This window comes from Skermanella stibiiresistens SB22 (assembly GCF_000576635.1).
Lineage (GTDB): Bacteria > Pseudomonadota > Alphaproteobacteria > Azospirillales > Azospirillaceae > Skermanella > Skermanella stibiiresistens.
Genome location: NZ_AVFL01000051.1, coordinates 1 through 18187, shown reverse-complemented (window position 1 = coordinate 18187; position 18187 = coordinate 1). Strand labels below are relative to the sequence as shown.

The window sequence follows — 18187 nt, the reverse complement described above, 5'->3', positions numbered from 1 at the left end:
AAATCACCGTGTGGAATATGGACTCACCCACGGTTGCGCGCATGGCATTTCTGCCTGTACGGCCTATTCCCCATGGGACCAGCGACGATGTTCTGGAAGGGATGTTGATGAAGTGTCAGTTCGCCGCTGACGCAAGCATGAAACATCGTGGAAACTGCCCGCTCCACCCCCATGAGAGCGGGCATTTTCGTGTTCGCGGAGCCTTGGGTGTCGTATGATGGCCTAGCAGGATGTCTTGGGAAAAGCCGTGCCAATCGTCGTCTTGTGGCTGCTGGCCGAGATGGTGTTCGGTGCCATCGACCGAGCCTTGATGCCTAATCCACGCAGTCGATGAGAAGGGACTAGTATTGGCCACCGTTTGGAACAGACCGCATGACGTCGCTTGGCTGGCGGGCGGGGGTGGGATGGGCGCGCTCATGCGCGCCCATGACTGGTCCACCTCGCCTCTGGGCGACCCCGACACTTGGCCGCAGGCGCTGCGCACGGTGGTCGGCCTGATGCTCACCTCCAAGTTCCCGATGTTCGTGGCTTGGGGACCGGAGCTCGGCTTCCTTTACAACGACCCTTACGCCGAGATCCTCGGCGCCAAGCACCCGCAGGCGCTGGGCATGCCGTTCCACGACATCTGGGCGGAGATCTGGCCCGACATCTCGCCGCTCATCGACGCGGCCATGGCGGGCGAGGGCACGTATCGTGAGAATCTGCCGCTTCTCATGAACCGCCGGGGGATCGACGAGCGGACCTGGTTCACCTTCTCCTACTCGCCGATCCGCGACGAAGCCGGCCGGGTGGCGGGCATGTTCTGCGCCTGCACGGAGACGACCCAGACCGTCGTCGCCCAACATGAGCTGCGGGAGAGCGAGCGGCGCTTCCGGAACATGGCCGACCACGCGCCCGTCATGATGTGGGTGACGGACCCGAAGGGTTACTGCACCTACCTGAACAGCTCCTGGTACAAGTTTACCGGGCAGACGACGGGCGAGGCGGAAGGGTTCGGCTGGCTCGACGCCACGCATCCCGACGACAAAGCCGAAGCCGAGCGTGTTTTCTTGGAGGCGAACGCCGCCGGGCGGCCGTTCCGCGCCGAGTACCGTCTGCGCCGCGCCGACGGCGCGTATCGCTGGGCGATCGACGCCGCGGCACCGCGCTTCGGGTCCAGCGGCGAGTTCTTGGGCTATGTGGGATCCGTCGTCGACATCGACGATCGGCGAAAGGCGGAGGAGGCGCTCAAGCATCAAGAGGAGCGACTCCGGCTCGCGATCGATGTGGGCGAAATTGGGGAGTGGGACGTTGACGCCCTCACCAACACGATGTTCTGGCCACCGCGCGTCAAGGCGATGTTCGGCATCTCGCCAGATGTGCCGGTCACGTTGGACGACTTTCACAACGGTGTTCACCCGGACGATCGGGAGGAGACGCGCGCGGCTTACGAGTCCGCGAGCGATGCCCATCTGCGCGCGCCCTATGACGTCGAGTACCGGACGATCGGCAAGGAGGACGGGGTCATCCGCTGGGTCGCGTCCAAGGGTCGTGGCCTGTTCGACGGAGAGGGGCGCTGCACCCGCATCATCGGCACCGCGATCGACATCACCTCCCGGAAGCGCACCGAGCAGGCGCTCCACGAACTGAACGGGACGCTTGAGCGGCGCGTCGCGGAGGCGCTCGCCGAACGCAAGCTCCTCGCCGACCTCGTCGAAGGCACGGACGCCTTCGTCCAGGTCGCCGATGTCGACTTCCGCTGGTTGGCCATCAACAAGGCGGCGGCCGACGAGTTCGAGCGCATCTTCGGCGTCCGACCAGCCGTGGGGCGGTCCATGCTCGACATTCTCCAGGATCGGCCCGAACAGCGGGACGCGGTACGCTCCGTCTGGGCGCGCGCGCTCGCGGGCGAGGAGTTCACGGAAGTGGGGGAGTTCGGTGACCCTGAGCGCGACCGCCGCTTCTACGAGATGAAGTACAACCTGCTGCGCGACACGGAAGGGCGGCGGATCGGCGCTTACCAGTTCACCTACGACGTGACCCAGCGTATGGAAGAGCAGCGACGTCTCGCGGACGCGGAGGCGGCGCTGCGCCAGGCGCAGAAGATGGAGGCGGTTGGCCAGCTCACCGGCGGCATCGCACACGACTTCAATAACCTCCTCACCGGAATCACCGGCAGCCTGGAGATGATGCAGGTCCGCATGGCGCAGGGGCGCGCCGGCGATGTCGACCGCTACGTCACCGCGGCCCAAGGAGCGGCGGCTCGGGCGGCGGCGCTGACGCATCGACTGCTGGCCTTCTCGCGCCGGCAGACACTGGCTCCCAAACCCACGGACGCGCGCACGCTGGTGGCCGGCATGGAGGAGCTGATCCAACGCTCCGTCGGCCCCGCGATCGAGGTCGAGACGGTGAACGCCGCGGGGCTCTGGTCGAGCCTTATCGACCAGAGCCAGCTTGAGAACGCGATCCTGAACTTGTGCCTCAACGCGCGCGACGCGATGCCTGACGGCGGCAAGATCATGATCGAGACTGGAAACCGCTCGCTGGACCGGCGTGGCGCGTCTGAGCGCGGGCTGGAACCCGGCCAGTACATCTCGCTGTGCGTGTCGGACACGGGCACCGGCATGTCGCCGGAGATCGTGGCCAAGGTGTTCGAGCCGTTCTTCACCACCAAGCCGATCGGGATGGGCACTGGGCTTGGGCTCTCGATGATCTACGGCTTCGCCAAGCAGTCGGGTGGTACGGTGAGCATCCACTCCGAGGTCGGGCGAGGCTCGATGGTGTGCATCTATCTGCCCCGCCACGCCGGCCCCGCCGAATCCGAGACAACCGAGGCCGACCTCGCCGAGGCACCCCGCGCGGAGGCGGGCGAGACGGTGCTGGTCGTGGACGACGAGCCGACGGTGCGCATGCTGGTGGCCGAGGTCCTCTCGGACCTAGGCTACACACCCATCGAAGCGGGCGACGGCGCGGCTGGGCTGAAAATCATCAACTCGGACATGCGAATCGACCTGCTCGTCACGGATGTGGGGTTGCCGGGCGGCATGAACGGACGCCAGGTCGCCGACGCGGCGCGCCAAGCGCGGCCCGACCTCAAGGTGCTGTTCATCACCGGCTATGCGGAGAACGCCGTGCTCAGCCACGGCCATCTCGACCCCGGCATGCACGTCATGACCAAGCCGTTCGCGATGGAGGCGCTGGCCAGTCGGGTCAAGGAGTTGATCAACCAGTAGTGAGGTCAGCGACCGAGCGGCTCAGCATAGGCTTTCGGACCTTCTCTCACCGGTTCCTAAAAACGAAGGCGAGCCCGGAGACACCGGTGGCGAAGCCAAACGAACCACGCTCCATTTTGAAACGCCTGGTCTCGCTGTCGGCGTGGATCTTGAACGAGATGCTCATGACGGAGACGTTGGATCTCGCTGGCGCTTGGATGCGCTTGATATCGGGTCGCCGTCACCACTCATGCCCCACTGGAAGTTTCCAACCGTGCCAGGGTATCGATCACGGTTCGTCGGACGGGCGTGAAACGGAACATCGGCGTGATGGTTTCACGCGCCGCCTTCGGCTGCCGACACGTGAGTATCGGCCAAGCGAAAGATGATTGGATTTTTGGTGTCAACGCGGATTTCATCGACTGGGATGAAGCTGACCGAAGTGGACCCAGACCAATCCATCATGATTTCGTACATGGGGTTCTAAGCCCAAACCCTCGAAATTTTTGAAACCAAGAAATTTCAATGGGTTACAGTAGTGCCAATGTCTCGACGCTCCCGTCTGTCGGACTCACAATCCGCAAACGGGAACGAGTCTGACCAGTTACTAGGGATGGTTCCTCAGGGTGACCTTGCCCCCGTGCAGCGCCTCCCATAGCGCTTGAGTTATGCCGCCAACGTTTCCTGCTGGCGACGCCAATTTTCCTCGAACGCCATTGGGCTTGTGTAGCCTAAGGTAGAATGCATTCTGTTCCGGCTGTAGAAAATCAGCCAGTCAACAACCTCATCTTTGGCTTGGCGCCGTGTTTCAAAACGCATGTCGTGAAGTCGCTCGACCTTCAACGAGCCGAAAAGCGTTTCTGTCACCGCATTGTCCCAGCAATTGCCCCTGCGGCTCATCGATCCGCGCATGCCGTAGCGGCGCAAGGTCGCCTGGAAAGCGGTACTGGCATATTGCGAGCCTTGATCCGAATGGAAGATCAAACCTTTCGCCGGCTGCCGCCGGAACCATGCCATGGTCAGGGCGTCGATCACGAGGTGTCGTGTCATGCGCTCGCCCATCGCCCAGCCGACCACCTGCCGGCTGAACAGGTCGATGACGACGGCCAGGTACAACCAGCCTTCCTGCGTAGCAATATACGTGATGTCGCCGGTCCACACCAGATCCGGGTGCTCCGGCTGGAAGTTACGGTTCAGCAGGTTGTCCGAGACCGGCAAGCCATGATTGCTGTCGGTCGTCGCTTTGTATTTCCGTTTTGACCGCGCCCGAATGGCGTTGTCGTGCATCATCTTGCGCACCCGTTCCTTACCGACCCGAAGACCTCGTTGCCGCAACTCGCGCCAGATCCGCGGCCACCCATAGGCGCCCCTGGTTTCGGCATAGATCGCCTTGATGTGGGTCAGCAGGGCCATGTCACTGACACGTCCCGCGTCTTTGTCGGGCATTTTCTCGCGGCCCAGGTATTGATGAAATCCTCTGGCACTGACATCCAGGACAGAGCATTGTATTGAGATCGACCAGTCACGGCGGTGTCGCTCAATAAAGGCGTACTTCACAGTGACTCCCTGGCGAAGTACGCCGCTGCTTTTTTTAATATATCGCGCTCCATTTTCACGCGCGACAACTCTGTTCGCAGACGACTGATTTCCATTTGTTCTGCGCTAACTGCCGGTGTAGCAGAACTTTTCAATCCGCCGTTACCCGCCGCCTTGATCCAGTTATGCAGCGTCTGCTCCGACAGGCCGAGATTCCTGGCGACCGTCGCCACCCGCTCGCCACCGGTGACCAGACGAACGGCTTCTTCCTTGAACTCCAGCGTGTAGCGGGCCCGTATTGATTTCGTCATTCCGCCTCCATCCTCTCGCCGATCTTACCCGGCTATGGGAGGCGCTGCACGGGGGCAAGGTCATCCTTGAGATGGCCGCCGCTCGGCGAGGGACGAAGCAGCACCGAGCGAGGGACGAAGCAGCACCGAATACCGGGCGCGCAGCGGGTTTACCGGTTTTAACCAAGCTTAACCTGTGTCCGGCGCCGAACACGGTAAGCTCACGTCTGTCTCCAAGCCTTACTCCTGACGCCCTAACCTTAATGGGAAACTTAGTAGAAGACTTTGAACGGGATGCTCAGCGTCCGATCGGAGCAAGCCGGGATAACGTCAGGCCCTGTCCTATTCGGAGCGGCCTTTTGACCCCTGTTACCAACCGGACGACCTTCTCACGCGCAGCCAGGGTCCGGAACCCGGAGCCGCGATAATACAGGGAGACGATCACAGTGAACACAGACGACGCTTATACCGCAGGGAACCCTGAGCCTGAGATCAATCTGGACCGTCGCGATGCGTTGCGGCTCGCCAATGCGACGGCCATCTCGCTGGCCGCATCGACGCTGCCGATGAACATGGCCGCAGCCCAGACCGGCAGCGTCCAGACCGGCAACGCCCCGGCCGGCAATCGCGACGCGGCACCGCTCGGCGCCCGGCTTCAAGGCGTTCAGCATTTCGGCGTGACAGTCCAGAACATGGACCGCGCATTCGAATTCTACACGGAGGTTCTGGGCGGTACCGAGGTCATGCGCGATGGCGACTTCCAGGGCGTTCCGGTCCACTACACACTCCTGACTGGCGAGGAAATCATCGCGAACGAGACCGGAGTGAACCCGCGAACGATCGCCGTTCCCGATCTCGCCGGCGGGACGCAGCGGCTCGACGTGCGCTTCGTCCAGTTCGACAATGTGGTGATCGAACTGCTGCAATACCGCGACGCCGATCAGCCCCAGGGCAGCGGCGACAGCTTCGCCGAACCGCGCGAACACATGAGCCCCGCCTATCCGCGTTCGATGCACATCTGCTTCTATATTCGCGACAATGTGGACTTCAACAAGTTCATCCAAGACCTCGAGGCGGAATGCGCGCGGCGCGGCATGACCCAGGTCAAGGCGAACCGCTCCATCAAGGTGATGACGGAGGAAGAGCGCAGGGCGGCACCGGTCACGGCCAATACGCTGAAGATTGCCGAGGGCAAGTCCAACTGCTGGTCGCTGATCTACTGCAAGGGACCGGAGGGCGAGCAGCTCGAATTCGTCCAGGCGCTCGGTCCGGTGAAGCAGACCTTCGCCGAAGCCAAGATGAAGCGTGAACGCCTGATCGCAGCCGGTTGACCGTGTGCGCCGATCGGCGGCGCATGGGGCAGCAGAGGCACGAAAAATCCGTTACAGGGGAGGCAAATCATGAACACTCCCGATTGGGAGCTATCCCGCCGCGAGTTCGTCGTGGGGGCCGCAGCATCGTCCGTGATCGTAGCGACACCGTTCCTCGGCCCTGCGCACGCCGCCGGCGGCACGCCGCCGCACGCCGCCGTCCCGATGATGAAGGTCACCATGGAGGTCAACGGCAGCCCGCGGTCGGTGACGCTCGATCCCCGCACGAGCCTGCTTGACACGCTCCGGGAGCACCTGCGGCTGACCGGCACCAAGAAGGGTTGCGATCATGGTCACTGCGGCGCCTGCACGGTGCTGGTGAACGGCACGCGCATCAACGCCTGCCTCAGTCTCGCCGTCATGCACGAGGGCGACAAGGTCACGACCGTCGAGGGGATCGGCACCCCGGACGCCTTGCACCCGATGCAGGCCGCTTTCATAAAGCATGACGGCTTTCAGTGCGGCTATTGCACCCCAGGCCAGATCTGCTCGGCGGTAGCCGTGCTCAAGGAAATCGAGAAGGGAGTCCCGAGCCACGTCACCGAGGACCTCGCGGCACCGATGAGGCTCTCCAATCCCGAACTGCGCGAGCGGATGAGCGGCAACATATGCCGCTGCGGCGCCTATTCGAACATCGCCGCAGCGATAACCGAAGTCGCGGGAGCCTGACGATGATTCCCTTCACCTACGAGAAAGCGGACAGCCCGGCCGCTGCCGTCGCGGCGGTCACCGCCACGCCGGGCGCCAAATTCATCGCCGGCGGCACCAACCTGCTCGACCTGATGAAGTTCCAGATCGAGACCCCAACCCATCTCGTGGACATCCGGGATCTTCCGCTCACCACGATCAACGACACTGGGGACGGCGGGCTCAGGATCGGGGCGCTCGTCACCAACACCGAACTCGCGTCCCATCCTCGTGTAAAGCGCGACTACGGCGTCCTCTCCCGCGCGATCGTGGCCGGCGCCACCGGTCAGATCCGCAACAAGGCATCGGTCGGAGGTAACCTGCTTCAGCGCAACCGCTGCCCGTATTTCTACAACACCGATCTGCCGTGCAACAAGCGCGTGCCCGGCTCCGGCTGCTCGGCGCTCGGCGGGATCTCGCGCTCGCTTGCGGTTATCGGCACGAGCGAAAGCTGTATCGCCCAGAACCCCGGCGATATGGCCGTAGCACTCACCGTCCTCGACGCCATGGTGGAAACGATTGACGCCGCCGGGCGGACCCGCACCATAGCGATCGCCGACTTCTTCCGCCTACCCGGCGACACCCCCGAAACCGAGTTCGCGCTCCAGCCCGGCGAGCTGATCACCTCCGTAACGCTCCCGCCGCCGCTCGGCGGCACGCATCACTACCACAAGGTCCGCGACCGCGCGTCTTACGCATTCGCGATCGTCTCGGTCGCGGCTGTCCTGAACAAGGACGGGACAGGCCGCGTCGCGTTCGGCAGCGTCGCGCCGAAGCCGTGGCGGATCAAGGCGGCGGAAGCCGTCCTTCCCGCCGGACCGGCCGCCGTCGTGTCTACCGCCTTCAAGGAGGCCAAGCCAAGGGAAGACAACGCGTTCAAGATTCTCCTCGCCGAACGCACGCTGGCGCTGGTGATCGCGAAAGGGAGCGCATAAAGCCATGGACTTCACGACACCCTCCGGCCAAAACCCGATCGACCGTCTTAAGATCGTCGGCCGTCCCGTCACGCGCATCGACGGCCCGCTGAAGGTCACCGGCACCGCGCCCTATGCCTACGAGCGCCACGACGTCATCCCGAACCAGGCCTACGGCTACGTTGTCGGCGCCACGATTGCCAAAGGCCGCATCGTCCGGATCGACACCGGTGCTGCGAAGGCGGCCTCCGGCGTCATAGGCGTGATCACGACGCTGGAGTACAAACCGGCGGCGCCGCCGCAGCGTCAAACCGCTAACCTGTTCGGTGGAGCCGAGGTGGCGCACTACCACCAGGCCGTCGCGCTGGTGGTGGCGAAGACTTTCGAGGAGGCACGTGCGGCGGCGCACCTCGTCAAGGTCGATTATCAAGCGGCGCCGGGCAAATACGACCTCGCCGGGGAGGCTTCCGGCGCCAAACCCTCGGCAGACCCCAACGAAGGCCAGGATGCCGAAATCTTCGACCGCGTGGGCGATTTCGACGCCGCGTTCGCTGCGGCTCCGGTGAAGCTCGACGAGACCTACACCACTCCCTGCGAGACCCACGCGATGATGGAGCCGCACGCCTCCATCGCAGCCTGGAACGGAGACAAATTGACGGTCTGGACCTCCAGCCAGATGATCAACTGGGCGAAGGCCGGTCTCGCCAAGACTCTCGGTATTCCGGCGGAGAACGTGCGCGTCCAGTCCCCGTTCATCGGCGGCGGCTTCGGTGGAAAGCTCTACCTTAGAGCCGACGCGCTGCTCGCGGCGCTGGGTGCCAAGGCGGTGGGCCAGCCGGTGAAGGTGACGCTCCAGCGCCCCCTCATCATCAACAACGGCACCCACCGTTCGGCGACGATCCAGCGGATACGGCTCGGCGCGGCGCCCGATGGGCGGCTGACCACGATTGGACACGTCAGTGTCAGCGGCAATCTTCCAGGCGGCATGCCCGAGCCGGCGGTCGGGCAGACCAAGCTCCTCTACGCCGCACCCAACCGGGAAATCTACCTGAAGCTCGCGGCGCTCGACCTCGGCGAGGCCAACGACATGCGGGCGCCGGGCGAGGCGCCGGGCCTGATGGCGCTCGAAATGGCGATGGACGAGATGGCGGAGAAGCTCGGCATCGATCCCGTCGAGTTCCGCATCCTGAACGACACGCAGACGGACCCTCGCGACCCGCAGCGGCGCTTCTCGGAACGGCATCTTGTCGAGTGCCTGAGGACCGGCGCGGATCGGTTCGGCTGGTCCCGCCGCAACGGCACGCCGGGGGCTATACGCGACGGCAAGTGGATCGTCGGCATGGGGATGGCGGCGGGTTTACGTCTCAACCTCCTGATGCCATCGGCAGCGCGGATCCGGCTCGACCGCGACGGCCGGCTGACGGTCGAGACCGACATGACCGACATCGGCACCGGTGCCTACACGATCCTCGCGCAGACGGCGGCGGAAATGATGGGGGTGCCGGTCGAGGCCGTGACGGTCATACTCGGCGATTCCGCCTCCCCGGTATCGGCGGGTTCCGGCGGTCAATGGGGTGCCAACACATCGACGTCCGGTCTCTACGCCGCATGCCTCAAACTGCGCGGGGCGGTCTCGGCACGGCTCGGCCTCAATGCCGAAGACGCGGAGTTCGCCGACGGAAAGGTCAGGTCGGGCAACCGCTCCATCCCCCTGGCCGAAGCCGCGAAGGACGGCCCGCTGACGGGCGAGGACGGCATCCGGTTCGGCGATCTCGACAAGAGATATGTGCAGGCGAGCTTTGCGGCACAGTTCGCCGAGGTTGGCGTAGACAGCTTCACCGGGGAGGTGCGCGTCCGCCGGATGCTGGCGGTGGTCGATGCCGGCCGCGTCCTGAACCCGGTGACGGCGCGCAGCCAGGTGATCGGCGCCATGACGATGGGCGTCGGCGCCGCACTGATGGAGGCGCTCGCCATCGACATGCGGCATGGCTGCTTCGTCAACCACGACCTTGGAGGCTACGAGGTGCCGGTCCACGCCGACATTCCGCACCAGGACGTAATCTTCCTCGACCACCCTGATGCAATCTCCTCGCCGATGAAGGCGAAGGGGATCGGCGAAATCGGCCTGTGCGGCGTCGCGGCGGCCGTTGCCAATGCCGTCTACAACGCGACGGGCGTCCGCGTGCGCGACTATCCGATCACGCTCGAAAAGCATCTGGCGAAGCTGCCGCGGATCGCGTGAGCCGGCGCCTCTCGTTGCAGCCGGACAGCGGTGCCGCCGCTCAGTCCGCAGGTCGCGGACGGGCGACGGCACCGTGGCGGTTCTTGGGCCGGACTGGGCCCGTGCTGATCAATCCAAACCGGGCAGTGGCGCCGCCGGGTTGACCAGACCGGCCGCGCGCAGGTCGCGCCAGAAGCCGGTGGGCACCGCTTCCTCCAGCGCTGCATTGTCCTCGGTGATCCGGCTAGGCCGGCTGGCGCCGTGGATGACTGCGGCAACGGCAGGATTGGCAAGCGGGAATTGCAGGCCCGCCGCCTTCATGCTTATACCGTGGCGATCCGCGATAGCCTTGATCCGGGCGACCTTGTCCAGGATTGCGGGCGTGGCGGGCGCGTATTCGAAGTGAGGGCCACCGACCAGGGCTCCCGAACTGTAAGGACCGCCGACGACGATGCCGAGGCCGCGTTCGGCGACCATCGGCATCACGCGCTGGAGTGCGCGGTCATGGTCAAGAAGCGTATAGCGGCCGGCGAGCAGAAAACCGTCAGGGCGCGGACCATCGAGCGCCAGCAGCAGCTCGATCGGTTCGACCCGGTTGACGCCCAGTCCCCAGGCCTTGATCACACCTTCGTCGCGCAGGCGATCGAGCGCCTTGAAGGCTCCATTGCGCGCGTTTTCAAAGACGCCGAGCCATTCGTCACCGTAAAAATCCTGCGCGACATCATGGACCCAGACAATCTCGACATGATCGGTTTGCAAGCGCTTCAGACTATCCTCGAGCGAACGCAGCGTCGCCTCCTCCGAGTAGTCGTTCACGATCCTGTTGGGGCGTCCATACTTGAAGACTTCGCCTTTCTCCCCCAGGTCCCGTGCGCTGACATCTTCTATTTCATCGAGGATGATGCGTCCGACTTTGGTGCTGATGACGTATTCCTCACGCGGCCGCCCGGCGAGCGCCTGGCCCATTCGGATTTCCGCAAGCCCCGCACCGTAAAAGGGTGCATTGTCGAAGTAACGGATGCCGGAATTCCAGGCAGCATCCACGGTCCCGAGCGCTTCGGCTTCGGGAATGTCGCGAAACATATTGCCGAGCGGCGCCGCACCGAAGCCGATCCGGCCGCCGAGCACATCCTTCAGTGTCATGGTTCAATCCCTTGAGGCAGGCGACCCGGACCGGGGCGAGCACCAGCGCGGTGCGATCGGCCAGATCGGCGATCTTCGACGCATAGTTCTGCAAATGCGGCGTCGCGCGGTGCGCCGAGACCTCTGCGCCGTCGCCGTACACCTCATCGAACATAAAGGTATCGACCGGTGTGGCCCATGCCAACCCGCACCGCGATCCGAACGGCGCTCAAGCCGATGACAAGGACTTTCCCCATGCTCATGGTTTCCTCCTGCTGTGTTCTATTCGGCCGGTGAGCGACGGTCTGCGGGCTTGATGCGGCACCTGAGTCTACCGCGCCGGGCTCGGCATGCCGGTCAAGCTTGGTCAAAACCGGTGAATCGTTCCGGACCCGAACTTCTCGCGCCCGACCATCACGCCGTGAGTTGCCCCGTCGACTCTGACCGGCGGATTCACCTCAAATAACCGCGTTTAACACCGGTGCAGAGCCGAAGCGGCCTATCGTGAAGGGCTCGGGAGCGATCCTTTCATGTGAGGGAGCCCAGCCATGATCGGCGCCCAATTGTTGGTGGCAGCGTTGGAGAACGAGGGCGTTCGGGAAATATTCGGCGTACCGGGAGAAGAAATCCTCGAATTCCTCGAAGCGGTGCGCCGGTCGGGCATCCGGCTGATCCTCACGCGGCATGAACAGGCGGCGGCTTTCATGGCCGCGACCCACGGCCGGCTCACCGGCAGGCCGGGCGTCTGCCTTTCGACATTAGGTCCTGGGGCCTTGAATCTCGCTGCCGGGGCCGCGTACGCGCTTCTCGGCGCGATGCCCATGATCATGATCATCGGTCAGAAGGACAGTCCTAGCCGGAGGCAGGGGCGTTATGAAGTCTGCGACACCGTCTCGATGATAATGCCGCTGACCAAAACGGCGTTCCGGATCGTCAGCGCGCCGGCCATTCCGACGACCGTCGGCGAGGCTTTTCGGATTGCGCAGACGGAGCGTCCGGGGCCGGTGATCCTGGAGATGCCGGAGGACATCTCCGCACAGCCTGCTGAACCTGGGCTTCCGCTGGTGACACCCCATGCCGTCGCCATGCCCGTCGCGCCGAGATCGGCCATCGACCGCGCCGCCGACCTGATCATGAAGGCCGAACGCCCGCTCATCATGATCGGCGCGGCGGCGAGCCGGCCGAAGCTGGCGGGACCCTTGTCCGACTGCATCCGGCGGCTTCGCATTCCCTTCTTCGATACGCAGATGGGCAAGGGGGCCGTGTCAGGCGGTTCGGGTCTCTACATGGGTACGGCGGCCCTTTCGTCCCGCGACTATGTACACAAGGCCGCCGATCGGGCCGACCTCATCATCTCGATCGGGCACGATCCGGTCGAGAGGCCGCCATTTCTGGTCGGACCGGCGGGGCCTGGACTCCTTCATATCGGCTATCTTCCGGCGACGCTCGACGATGCCTACCAGCCACAGGTCGAGGTGGTCGGCGATATCGGACCGACCCTCGGGGCGCTGGCTGACCGCCTCCACGGCCGCCTTCCCAATGCCGGCGCTCTGCTCGGTCTCCGCGAGGACATCCTCGGCCGTATCGCCAGCCGCGCGGAGGAGAGCCGGTATCCGATCACGCCCCAGCGGATCGTCCATGACGTACGGCAGGTCATGCCCGAAGACGGCATGGTATGCCTCGACAACGGCATGTTCAGGGTCTGGTTCGCCAGAAACTATCGAACCATGACCGCGAACACTCTCCTTCTCGACAACGCCTTTGCCGCGGTCGGCGCCGGCCTCCCGTCCGCCATGACGGCCGCCTTGATTTTCCCGGAACGGCGGGTGCTGGCCGTCTGCGGCGATGGCGGCTTCATGATGAACTCGCAGGAGATCGAGACCGCGGTCCGCCTCGGCCTCGATCTGGTGGTCCTCATCCTCCAGGACAATGGATACGGCATGGTTCGCTGGGAGCAGGCCATCGACGGTTACCCCGATTTCGGCATGACCTTCGGCAACCCCGATTTCGCCACCTACGCGAAGGCGTTCGGCGTCAAGGGTGTCCGCATCGAGGCCGCCGACAGTCTGGCGCCAGCCCTGGCGGCCGCCTTTGCCGAAGGAGGCGTCCAGATCGTCTGCACGCCTGTCGATTATTCGGAGAACCTCCGCGTGCTGGTCGACGAACTCTGCGGTCAGAACGGGGTATAGATATCCCGGTCCAGGCAGGGATCACGACCCGGGTCAACCCGTCCTGACCGCTGCGGTGAACGCGCTCCGCCCCATGAACATCACGAAGGCGGAGAACGGTCCAAGCAGTCCCGCGAGGACGGACAGCGAAATACCGACGTCTTCCGGGCGCAGGAACACGTAGTCCGTCAGCAGCGCCACCAGCAGCGGCCCCATCGTCAGACCGAGGACGCCGATGACCAGATAGTACAGTGCTGCGGTCTGGCCTTGCAGGCGCGGCGGCGTGACGTCCTGGATGGCCCCGATCATCAGGCCGTTGGGCACGGTGTAGGCGGCCCAGCCGACGGCAAGCAGCACCAGGGCGACGTCGGCATCCGGCGATTGAAAGCCCGCCAGCATCAGGGGACCCACCAGGACCATTGCGGGAAGAGCAATGTCGATGTTGGCGGTCGCCAGACCTTTCCCACGTGCCCAGGAGGCGAGCGCACCACCGGCGATAGCGCCTGATCCGCCCGCTATCAGAATCCCCGATCCGAACCTCAGGCCCGTTTCGGCCGCCGTCCAATCGAACCGGCGCATGAAGAAGGCTGGAGTCCAGGCCAGGAGGCCGAAGGCGACGGCGCAGTAAAGCGCTATGGCCGTGTACTGACACAGGAAGAAGCGGCGATGAGCGGAGAGGCAGCGGACCAGCGTCACACCGGAGGCGTGAAGCCCGGTTGTCGGGGCCGGGACGCGGCGTCTCGGCTCGCTGAGCGCCGCGGCGAGCAACGGTACGATCAGCCCGCCCAGGCCGACGATGATGAAGGTAGCCTGCCAGGAGCGAACCGCGCCGAAGACCGGCAATTCGACCACCGGCGAGCGGGCTACGACCTGAATGACGGCGCCGCCGCATATCAAAGCCAGACCCGAGCCAGCCGACGCTGCACTGACATAGACTCCAAGCGGGAGGGAACGCTTCTCGGGCGGAAAGCAGTCGCCGATCATCGAAACGGCGGCCGGTGACAGCGGCGCCTCCCCGGCGCCTACGCCGATCCGGGCTAGAAACAACTGCCAGAACGATCCCGCGAGCCCGCAGGCTGCCGTCGAGAGACACCAGACCGCCGACGCGGCGGCGACGATCCACTTGCGGGAAGCGCTATCGGCCAGCCAGCCGAACGGCAGCATCATGGCCGAATAGAAGATGCTGAACGCCAATCCCTGTAGCAGCGACAACTGGGTGTCGCTCAAACCCAGCTCCAGCCTGATCGGTTCGACCAGCAAGCTGATGATCATCCGGTCGACGAAGGAAATCGTGTAGGCGAGGGTCAGGACCAGAACCGTCGCCCAGGAGCGGGTAAGGGACGGCGATACATCGTTAAGCGGCGTCACTGTTCCATTCCGTTGACTGTTGTCACGTGACGCGATCACTCGTTTGCCGGCATTCGGAGAGGACAAGCGCCACCCGCATCTTGAGAGTCGCCGCACCGATCTCTTGGGCTTCCCGGATCGCACGCGTCAGCAGCCGCTCCGCCTCATAGGGTTTGCCCGCGTGCAGGTGAGCTAGTCCTTCGACGCGCATAACCTCCGCCAAGCACCATTTTTCCCCCTGCGTTTGGACTCGAGATCGTGCCTCCGCCAGTGCGGTCCTTGCCTCGTCGATCTCGCCGATGGAGAGGTGAGCCTCGGCCAGCATGCTGTAATACATCGGAGCGCGCAGCACGAACCCCCCGGCGACAAGTTCTTCAAGTCTTGCCTTCATCTCGGCGACACCGCCGGCTTCTCTCCGCTTGGCCCGCAAGGCGCTCTTGAAGAAGCGGTTCACGGGTCCCCAGATCGCGATGTCCTCCCGCCGGCCGTTCTCCTCGAGCATGGCTTGGAATTTCGCCGCGCTGCGAAGATCCCCCGACCACAAGGCGATCGGCAGGGCGCCGAGTGCCAGCGCGTTGGAGTGTGACACAATGTGCCCGATGGCTTCCGCCCGTGCGACCGCCTCTTGGGCGACCTGTGCTGCCCGGTCCGGCTCACCGGTCAGCCAGAGGAGGAATGCGAACGAGTTGTTGATCGCAACGACCCGGTCCAACTGGAACCGTGCGACGCGCGCCCGCTCCCTGGGTTTCCGGTAACTGGCGGCAAGCCTCTCCAGCCTTTGCCTGGCGCTGTCGAGCCGTCCGACATAGATCTCCGCCATGGCCAGCGTTCGTTCGCCTTCGGGCAGCGCGGACCAATCGGCGTGAGCTTCCGCGATTTCCATGAACTGGTCGAGCCGGCTGATCGCCTCATGCGGACGGCCGGTGAAGAGGAGATATATCGCCAGCCCCCACAAACCCCTGAGTTGGAAATCCAGGCTTCCCGCCTCGACACCCAGCCTGTTGCAGTCGAGCCAGGCTGTTTCAGCCTCGGCCACAAGGTGCTGCGCGAAGTTCATTCCCGACGCGCGGGAAGCGGTGAGCTTCATTTTGAGTTCCGGCGGACAGCCGCCGATCTCCTGAACCGCACGCAGAGCGGTGTCGACCCGCGAGCGGGCCTCGCAGACCGACGACATTTCGTCCCACAAGGGGATCGCGGCGGCGGTCAGCCTGATGCCAAGGGTCCTGTCTCCGCCGGGGCCGAACGCCCAGGACAGGGCCTTTCGCAAGTCGTCGATTCTGCCCGCGTAATCGGCCATCCAAACGTGCTTGTCACGCCACGACCATTCCACGTCAGCCTGTTCGAACATCGATAGAATGTGCCGGGCATAGCGCCCTATGGCTTGACCGTGCTCGCCCATGGCCTCCAATCGTTCGGCGGCATAGGCACGCGTGCTCTCGAGCAGCCGGTAACGGAGCGTGCCGTCGTGATACTCCACCGCTACGAGAGACCTTGCCGTCAGCCGTTCGAGCACGCCGACCGCTCGCGGCGAGCCTGGGCCTAGAGCCTCCGAGATCGCAACCGCGTCCTTTAAATAAAACACGCCGGCGAAGATGGAGAGCAATCTGAGGAGCGTCGCCTCATCCTCCGAGAGGAGCCGGTAGCTCCAGTCGAGCGTGGCCTGGAGGGTTTGCTGGCGCAGCGGCGCATCTCGCGGACCATTGCTCAGCAGCCGGAATCTCTGCTCGAGCATGGTCAGCATTGCCGGAACGCCGAAGGCAAGCGTCTTGCTTGCCGCCAGCTCGATCGCCAGGGCGATGCCGTCCAGATGCTGGCAGATAAGCGTTACGAGCGGCGCGTCGGCGTCCTCCAGGCGGTACTCGCCCCGCTCGCCCGCGCGGGTGACGAACAACTGGATGGCTGGATATTCCAGGGCTTGCCGGGCGGTTATACCCCGGCTCTCATCCGGGACATCGAGCGTCGGCAGGTAATGCACGAGTTCCGGTTCCGTCCTGAGCGGCTCGCGGCTGGTCGCCAGAACAGTGACTTCCGGCAGGGCGGCCAGGAGCCGATCGACGGCTGCGGCGGCTGTCGACAGCAGATGCTCGCAATTGTCGAGTATCAGCAGCGTACGCCGGCCATGCAGGATATCAATGATCCCCGAAAGCGGATCGTCGGAGCTTTGCCGGGCACCCACGGATGCCGCGATCGCCGTGGTCACATATTGCGGGTCGCCGACCGTCGACAGGTCGATGAAGTAGATCCCATCCTTGTACTCCGCCGTGACCTGATGGGCGACAGCGATGGCGACAGTCGTCTTTCCAACACCGCCGGGACCGGCGATGGTGACGCACCGGGCGCTGATAAGCGACGTGGCGAGAGCGGCGATCTCATCCGACCTGCCGATTACGAGAGACGTTTTCGGCAGAGTCCTGTTATTCGGACAGGCTGGCCAGATGGGAGCGGGCTGCGTGACCGGTTCGATTCCGACGGGCATGACGAATCGGTAGCCACGGCCCGGAACGGTCGCGATAAAGGAAACGTCGGCCTCGGCTCCTGAGAGAACGCGGCGGAGTGCTGCAACATTCACCTTCAAATTGCTTTCATGGACGAAAGTATCCGGCCAAACGAACTGCATCAGGTCCGTCTTGCTGACCATTTCACCGGATCGGCGCGCAAGCAGCGTCAAAATGTCGAGTGCTCTCGCCCCGATGCGAACTGGCACACCGTCACGAACCAGAAGCTGCCTGCTGGGGAACAGCCGAAACGAGCCGAATGCATAGGCGCTGTCATCGGGTTCGGTGGTTCGTAATCCCATGTCCTGCAAACCCTTAGCTTTGCAAAGAGCTGGCCGAAACTTCCTGCCACGGCAGCAATGCGCGACTCGTTCTTCGAACGCCGACGCTGCTTAAGATACAGGATGTGAAACATGCCTGATTGACCAGTCATGCGCAAGCATACGACCTGGACGGTTGCGTCAGGTCTCGCGCCAGATCCTGATCGGAGGCACAGATCAGCCCTGGTGAGCGGTGTCGTCGTCAGGCGACGGCGAGCATATCGCGAAGGGCTGCGACCCTCTGGACATAGATCGCCCGTCGCCGGGCCGCGGGCACGTGCTCCTTGCGCCGGGTGGCCGGTCGGAGGAAGTCGCGCACCTCGTCATGAGCCCGGCAGAAGCGGAAGGCGCTGGTATGGGTCTGGAAGCCTCGCATTGGCTGGTAGCGTCCTTTCACCGCTCGGTGATCTTGCTCCAAATGGTTGTTTAAGTACTTTGAAGTACGATGTTCGAGGTCATCGCAGAAGACCTCGTCGGTTCTGTCAGCTCTCGGGGCAGCTTGCCGAGAGCGCCCGCAAGGGATAGT

11 protein-coding genes are annotated in these 18187 nt (G+C 64.1%); 6 read left to right on the top strand and 5 right to left on the bottom strand.

What is annotated here, in order from left to right; all coding sequences use genetic code 11:
• The first annotated feature begins 404 nt into the window (after positions 1 to 404).
• Positions 405 to 3212 (top strand): PAS domain-containing hybrid sensor histidine kinase/response regulator, encoded by a 2808-nt coding sequence (locus N825_RS40620; protein ID WP_051513948.1) that lies wholly within the window; start codon positions 405 to 407, stop codon positions 3210 to 3212.
• A 645-nt stretch (positions 3213 to 3857) separates the two neighbouring features.
• Here the strand turns inward: N825_RS40620 and N825_RS33265 are convergent.
• A protein-coding gene (locus N825_RS33265) for an IS3 family transposase (RefSeq protein ID WP_157619718.1) occupies positions 3858 to 5038 on the bottom strand; the annotation gives its coding sequence in 2 pieces (ribosomal slippage) (positions 3858 to 4786 and positions 4786 to 5038; 1182 coding nt in all).
• Between the two features lie 425 nt (positions 5039 to 5463).
• Here N825_RS33265 and N825_RS33255 point away from each other — a divergent pair.
• The 4 genes from N825_RS33255 (at position 5464) to paoC (ending at position 10230) form a co-directional block, all read left to right on the top strand.
• On the top strand, positions 5464 to 6348 hold the full coding sequence (locus N825_RS33255) for a VOC family protein (RefSeq protein WP_198039030.1): 885 nt from the start codon (positions 5464 to 5466) through the stop codon (positions 6346 to 6348).
• 69 nt (positions 6349 to 6417) lie between these two features.
• The gene (paoA, locus tag N825_RS33250) at positions 6418 to 7056 is read left to right on the top strand and encodes an aldehyde dehydrogenase iron-sulfur subunit PaoA (RefSeq protein ID WP_084165292.1); all 639 of its coding nucleotides are present in this window, start codon (positions 6418 to 6420) and stop codon (positions 7054 to 7056) included.
• Positions 7057 to 7058: 2 nt separating this feature from the next.
• A complete protein-coding gene (locus N825_RS33245) occupies positions 7059 to 8009 on the top strand; it encodes an FAD binding domain-containing protein (protein ID WP_037461203.1) in 951 nt (316 codons plus the stop codon).
• 4 nt (positions 8010 to 8013) lie between these two features.
• The gene (gene paoC, locus N825_RS33240; protein ID WP_037461201.1) at positions 8014 to 10230 is read left to right on the top strand and encodes an aldehyde oxidoreductase molybdenum-binding subunit PaoC; all 2217 of its coding nucleotides are present in this window, start codon (positions 8014 to 8016) and stop codon (positions 10228 to 10230) included.
• Between the two features lie 108 nt (positions 10231 to 10338).
• Here the strand turns inward: paoC and N825_RS33235 are convergent, their stop codons facing one another.
• Entirely contained in the window at positions 10339 to 11352 is a 1014-nt protein-coding gene (locus N825_RS33235; RefSeq protein ID WP_037461199.1) for an aldo/keto reductase, read from the bottom strand.
• A gap of 527 nt (positions 11353 to 11879) precedes the next feature.
• Here N825_RS33235 and N825_RS33230 point away from each other — a divergent pair.
• Entirely contained in the window at positions 11880 to 13520 is a 1641-nt protein-coding gene (locus N825_RS33230) for an acetolactate synthase large subunit (RefSeq protein ID WP_037461198.1), read from the top strand.
• Between the two features lie 33 nt (positions 13521 to 13553).
• On the opposite strand, the gene N825_RS33225 is transcribed toward N825_RS33230, so the two are convergent.
• The 3 genes from N825_RS33225 to N825_RS40615 form a co-directional block, all read right to left on the bottom strand.
• Entirely contained in the window at positions 13554 to 14867 is a 1314-nt protein-coding gene (locus N825_RS33225) for an MFS transporter (RefSeq protein WP_051513946.1), read from the bottom strand.
• A gap of 22 nt (positions 14868 to 14889) precedes the next feature.
• Complete coding sequence (locus N825_RS33220; protein ID WP_157619717.1) at positions 14890 to 17643, bottom strand: ATP-binding protein; 2754 nt, start codon at positions 17641 to 17643, stop codon at positions 14890 to 14892.
• 220 nt (positions 17644 to 17863) lie between these two features.
• The gene (locus N825_RS40615) at positions 17864 to 18184 is read right to left on the bottom strand and encodes a DDE-type integrase/transposase/recombinase (protein WP_084165291.1); all 321 of its coding nucleotides are present in this window, start codon (positions 18182 to 18184) and stop codon (positions 17864 to 17866) included.
• Positions 18185 to 18187: the final 3 nt, after the last annotated feature.

Excerpts from the sequence above, each read along its gene's own strand:
- N825_RS40620 (WP_051513948.1), top strand. The coding sequence starts at position 405 with ATGGGCGCGCTCATGCGCGCCCATGACTGGTCCACCTCGCCTCTGGGC.
- paoA (WP_084165292.1), top strand. The coding sequence starts at position 6,418 with ATGAACACTCCCGATTGGGAGCTATCCCGCCGCGAGTTCGTCGTGGGG.
- N825_RS33245 (WP_037461203.1), top strand. The coding sequence starts at position 7,059 with ATGATTCCCTTCACCTACGAGAAAGCGGACAGCCCGGCCGCTGCCGTC.
- paoC (WP_037461201.1), top strand. The coding sequence starts at position 8,014 with ATGGACTTCACGACACCCTCCGGCCAAAACCCGATCGACCGTCTTAAG.
- N825_RS33235 (WP_037461199.1), bottom strand. The coding sequence starts at position 11,352 with ATGACACTGAAGGATGTGCTCGGCGGCCGGATCGGCTTCGGTGCGGCG.
- N825_RS33230 (WP_037461198.1), top strand. The coding sequence starts at position 11,880 with ATGATCGGCGCCCAATTGTTGGTGGCAGCGTTGGAGAACGAGGGCGTT.
- N825_RS33220 (WP_157619717.1), bottom strand. The coding sequence starts at position 17,643 with ATGGGATTACGAACCACCGAACCCGATGACAGCGCCTATGCATTCGGC.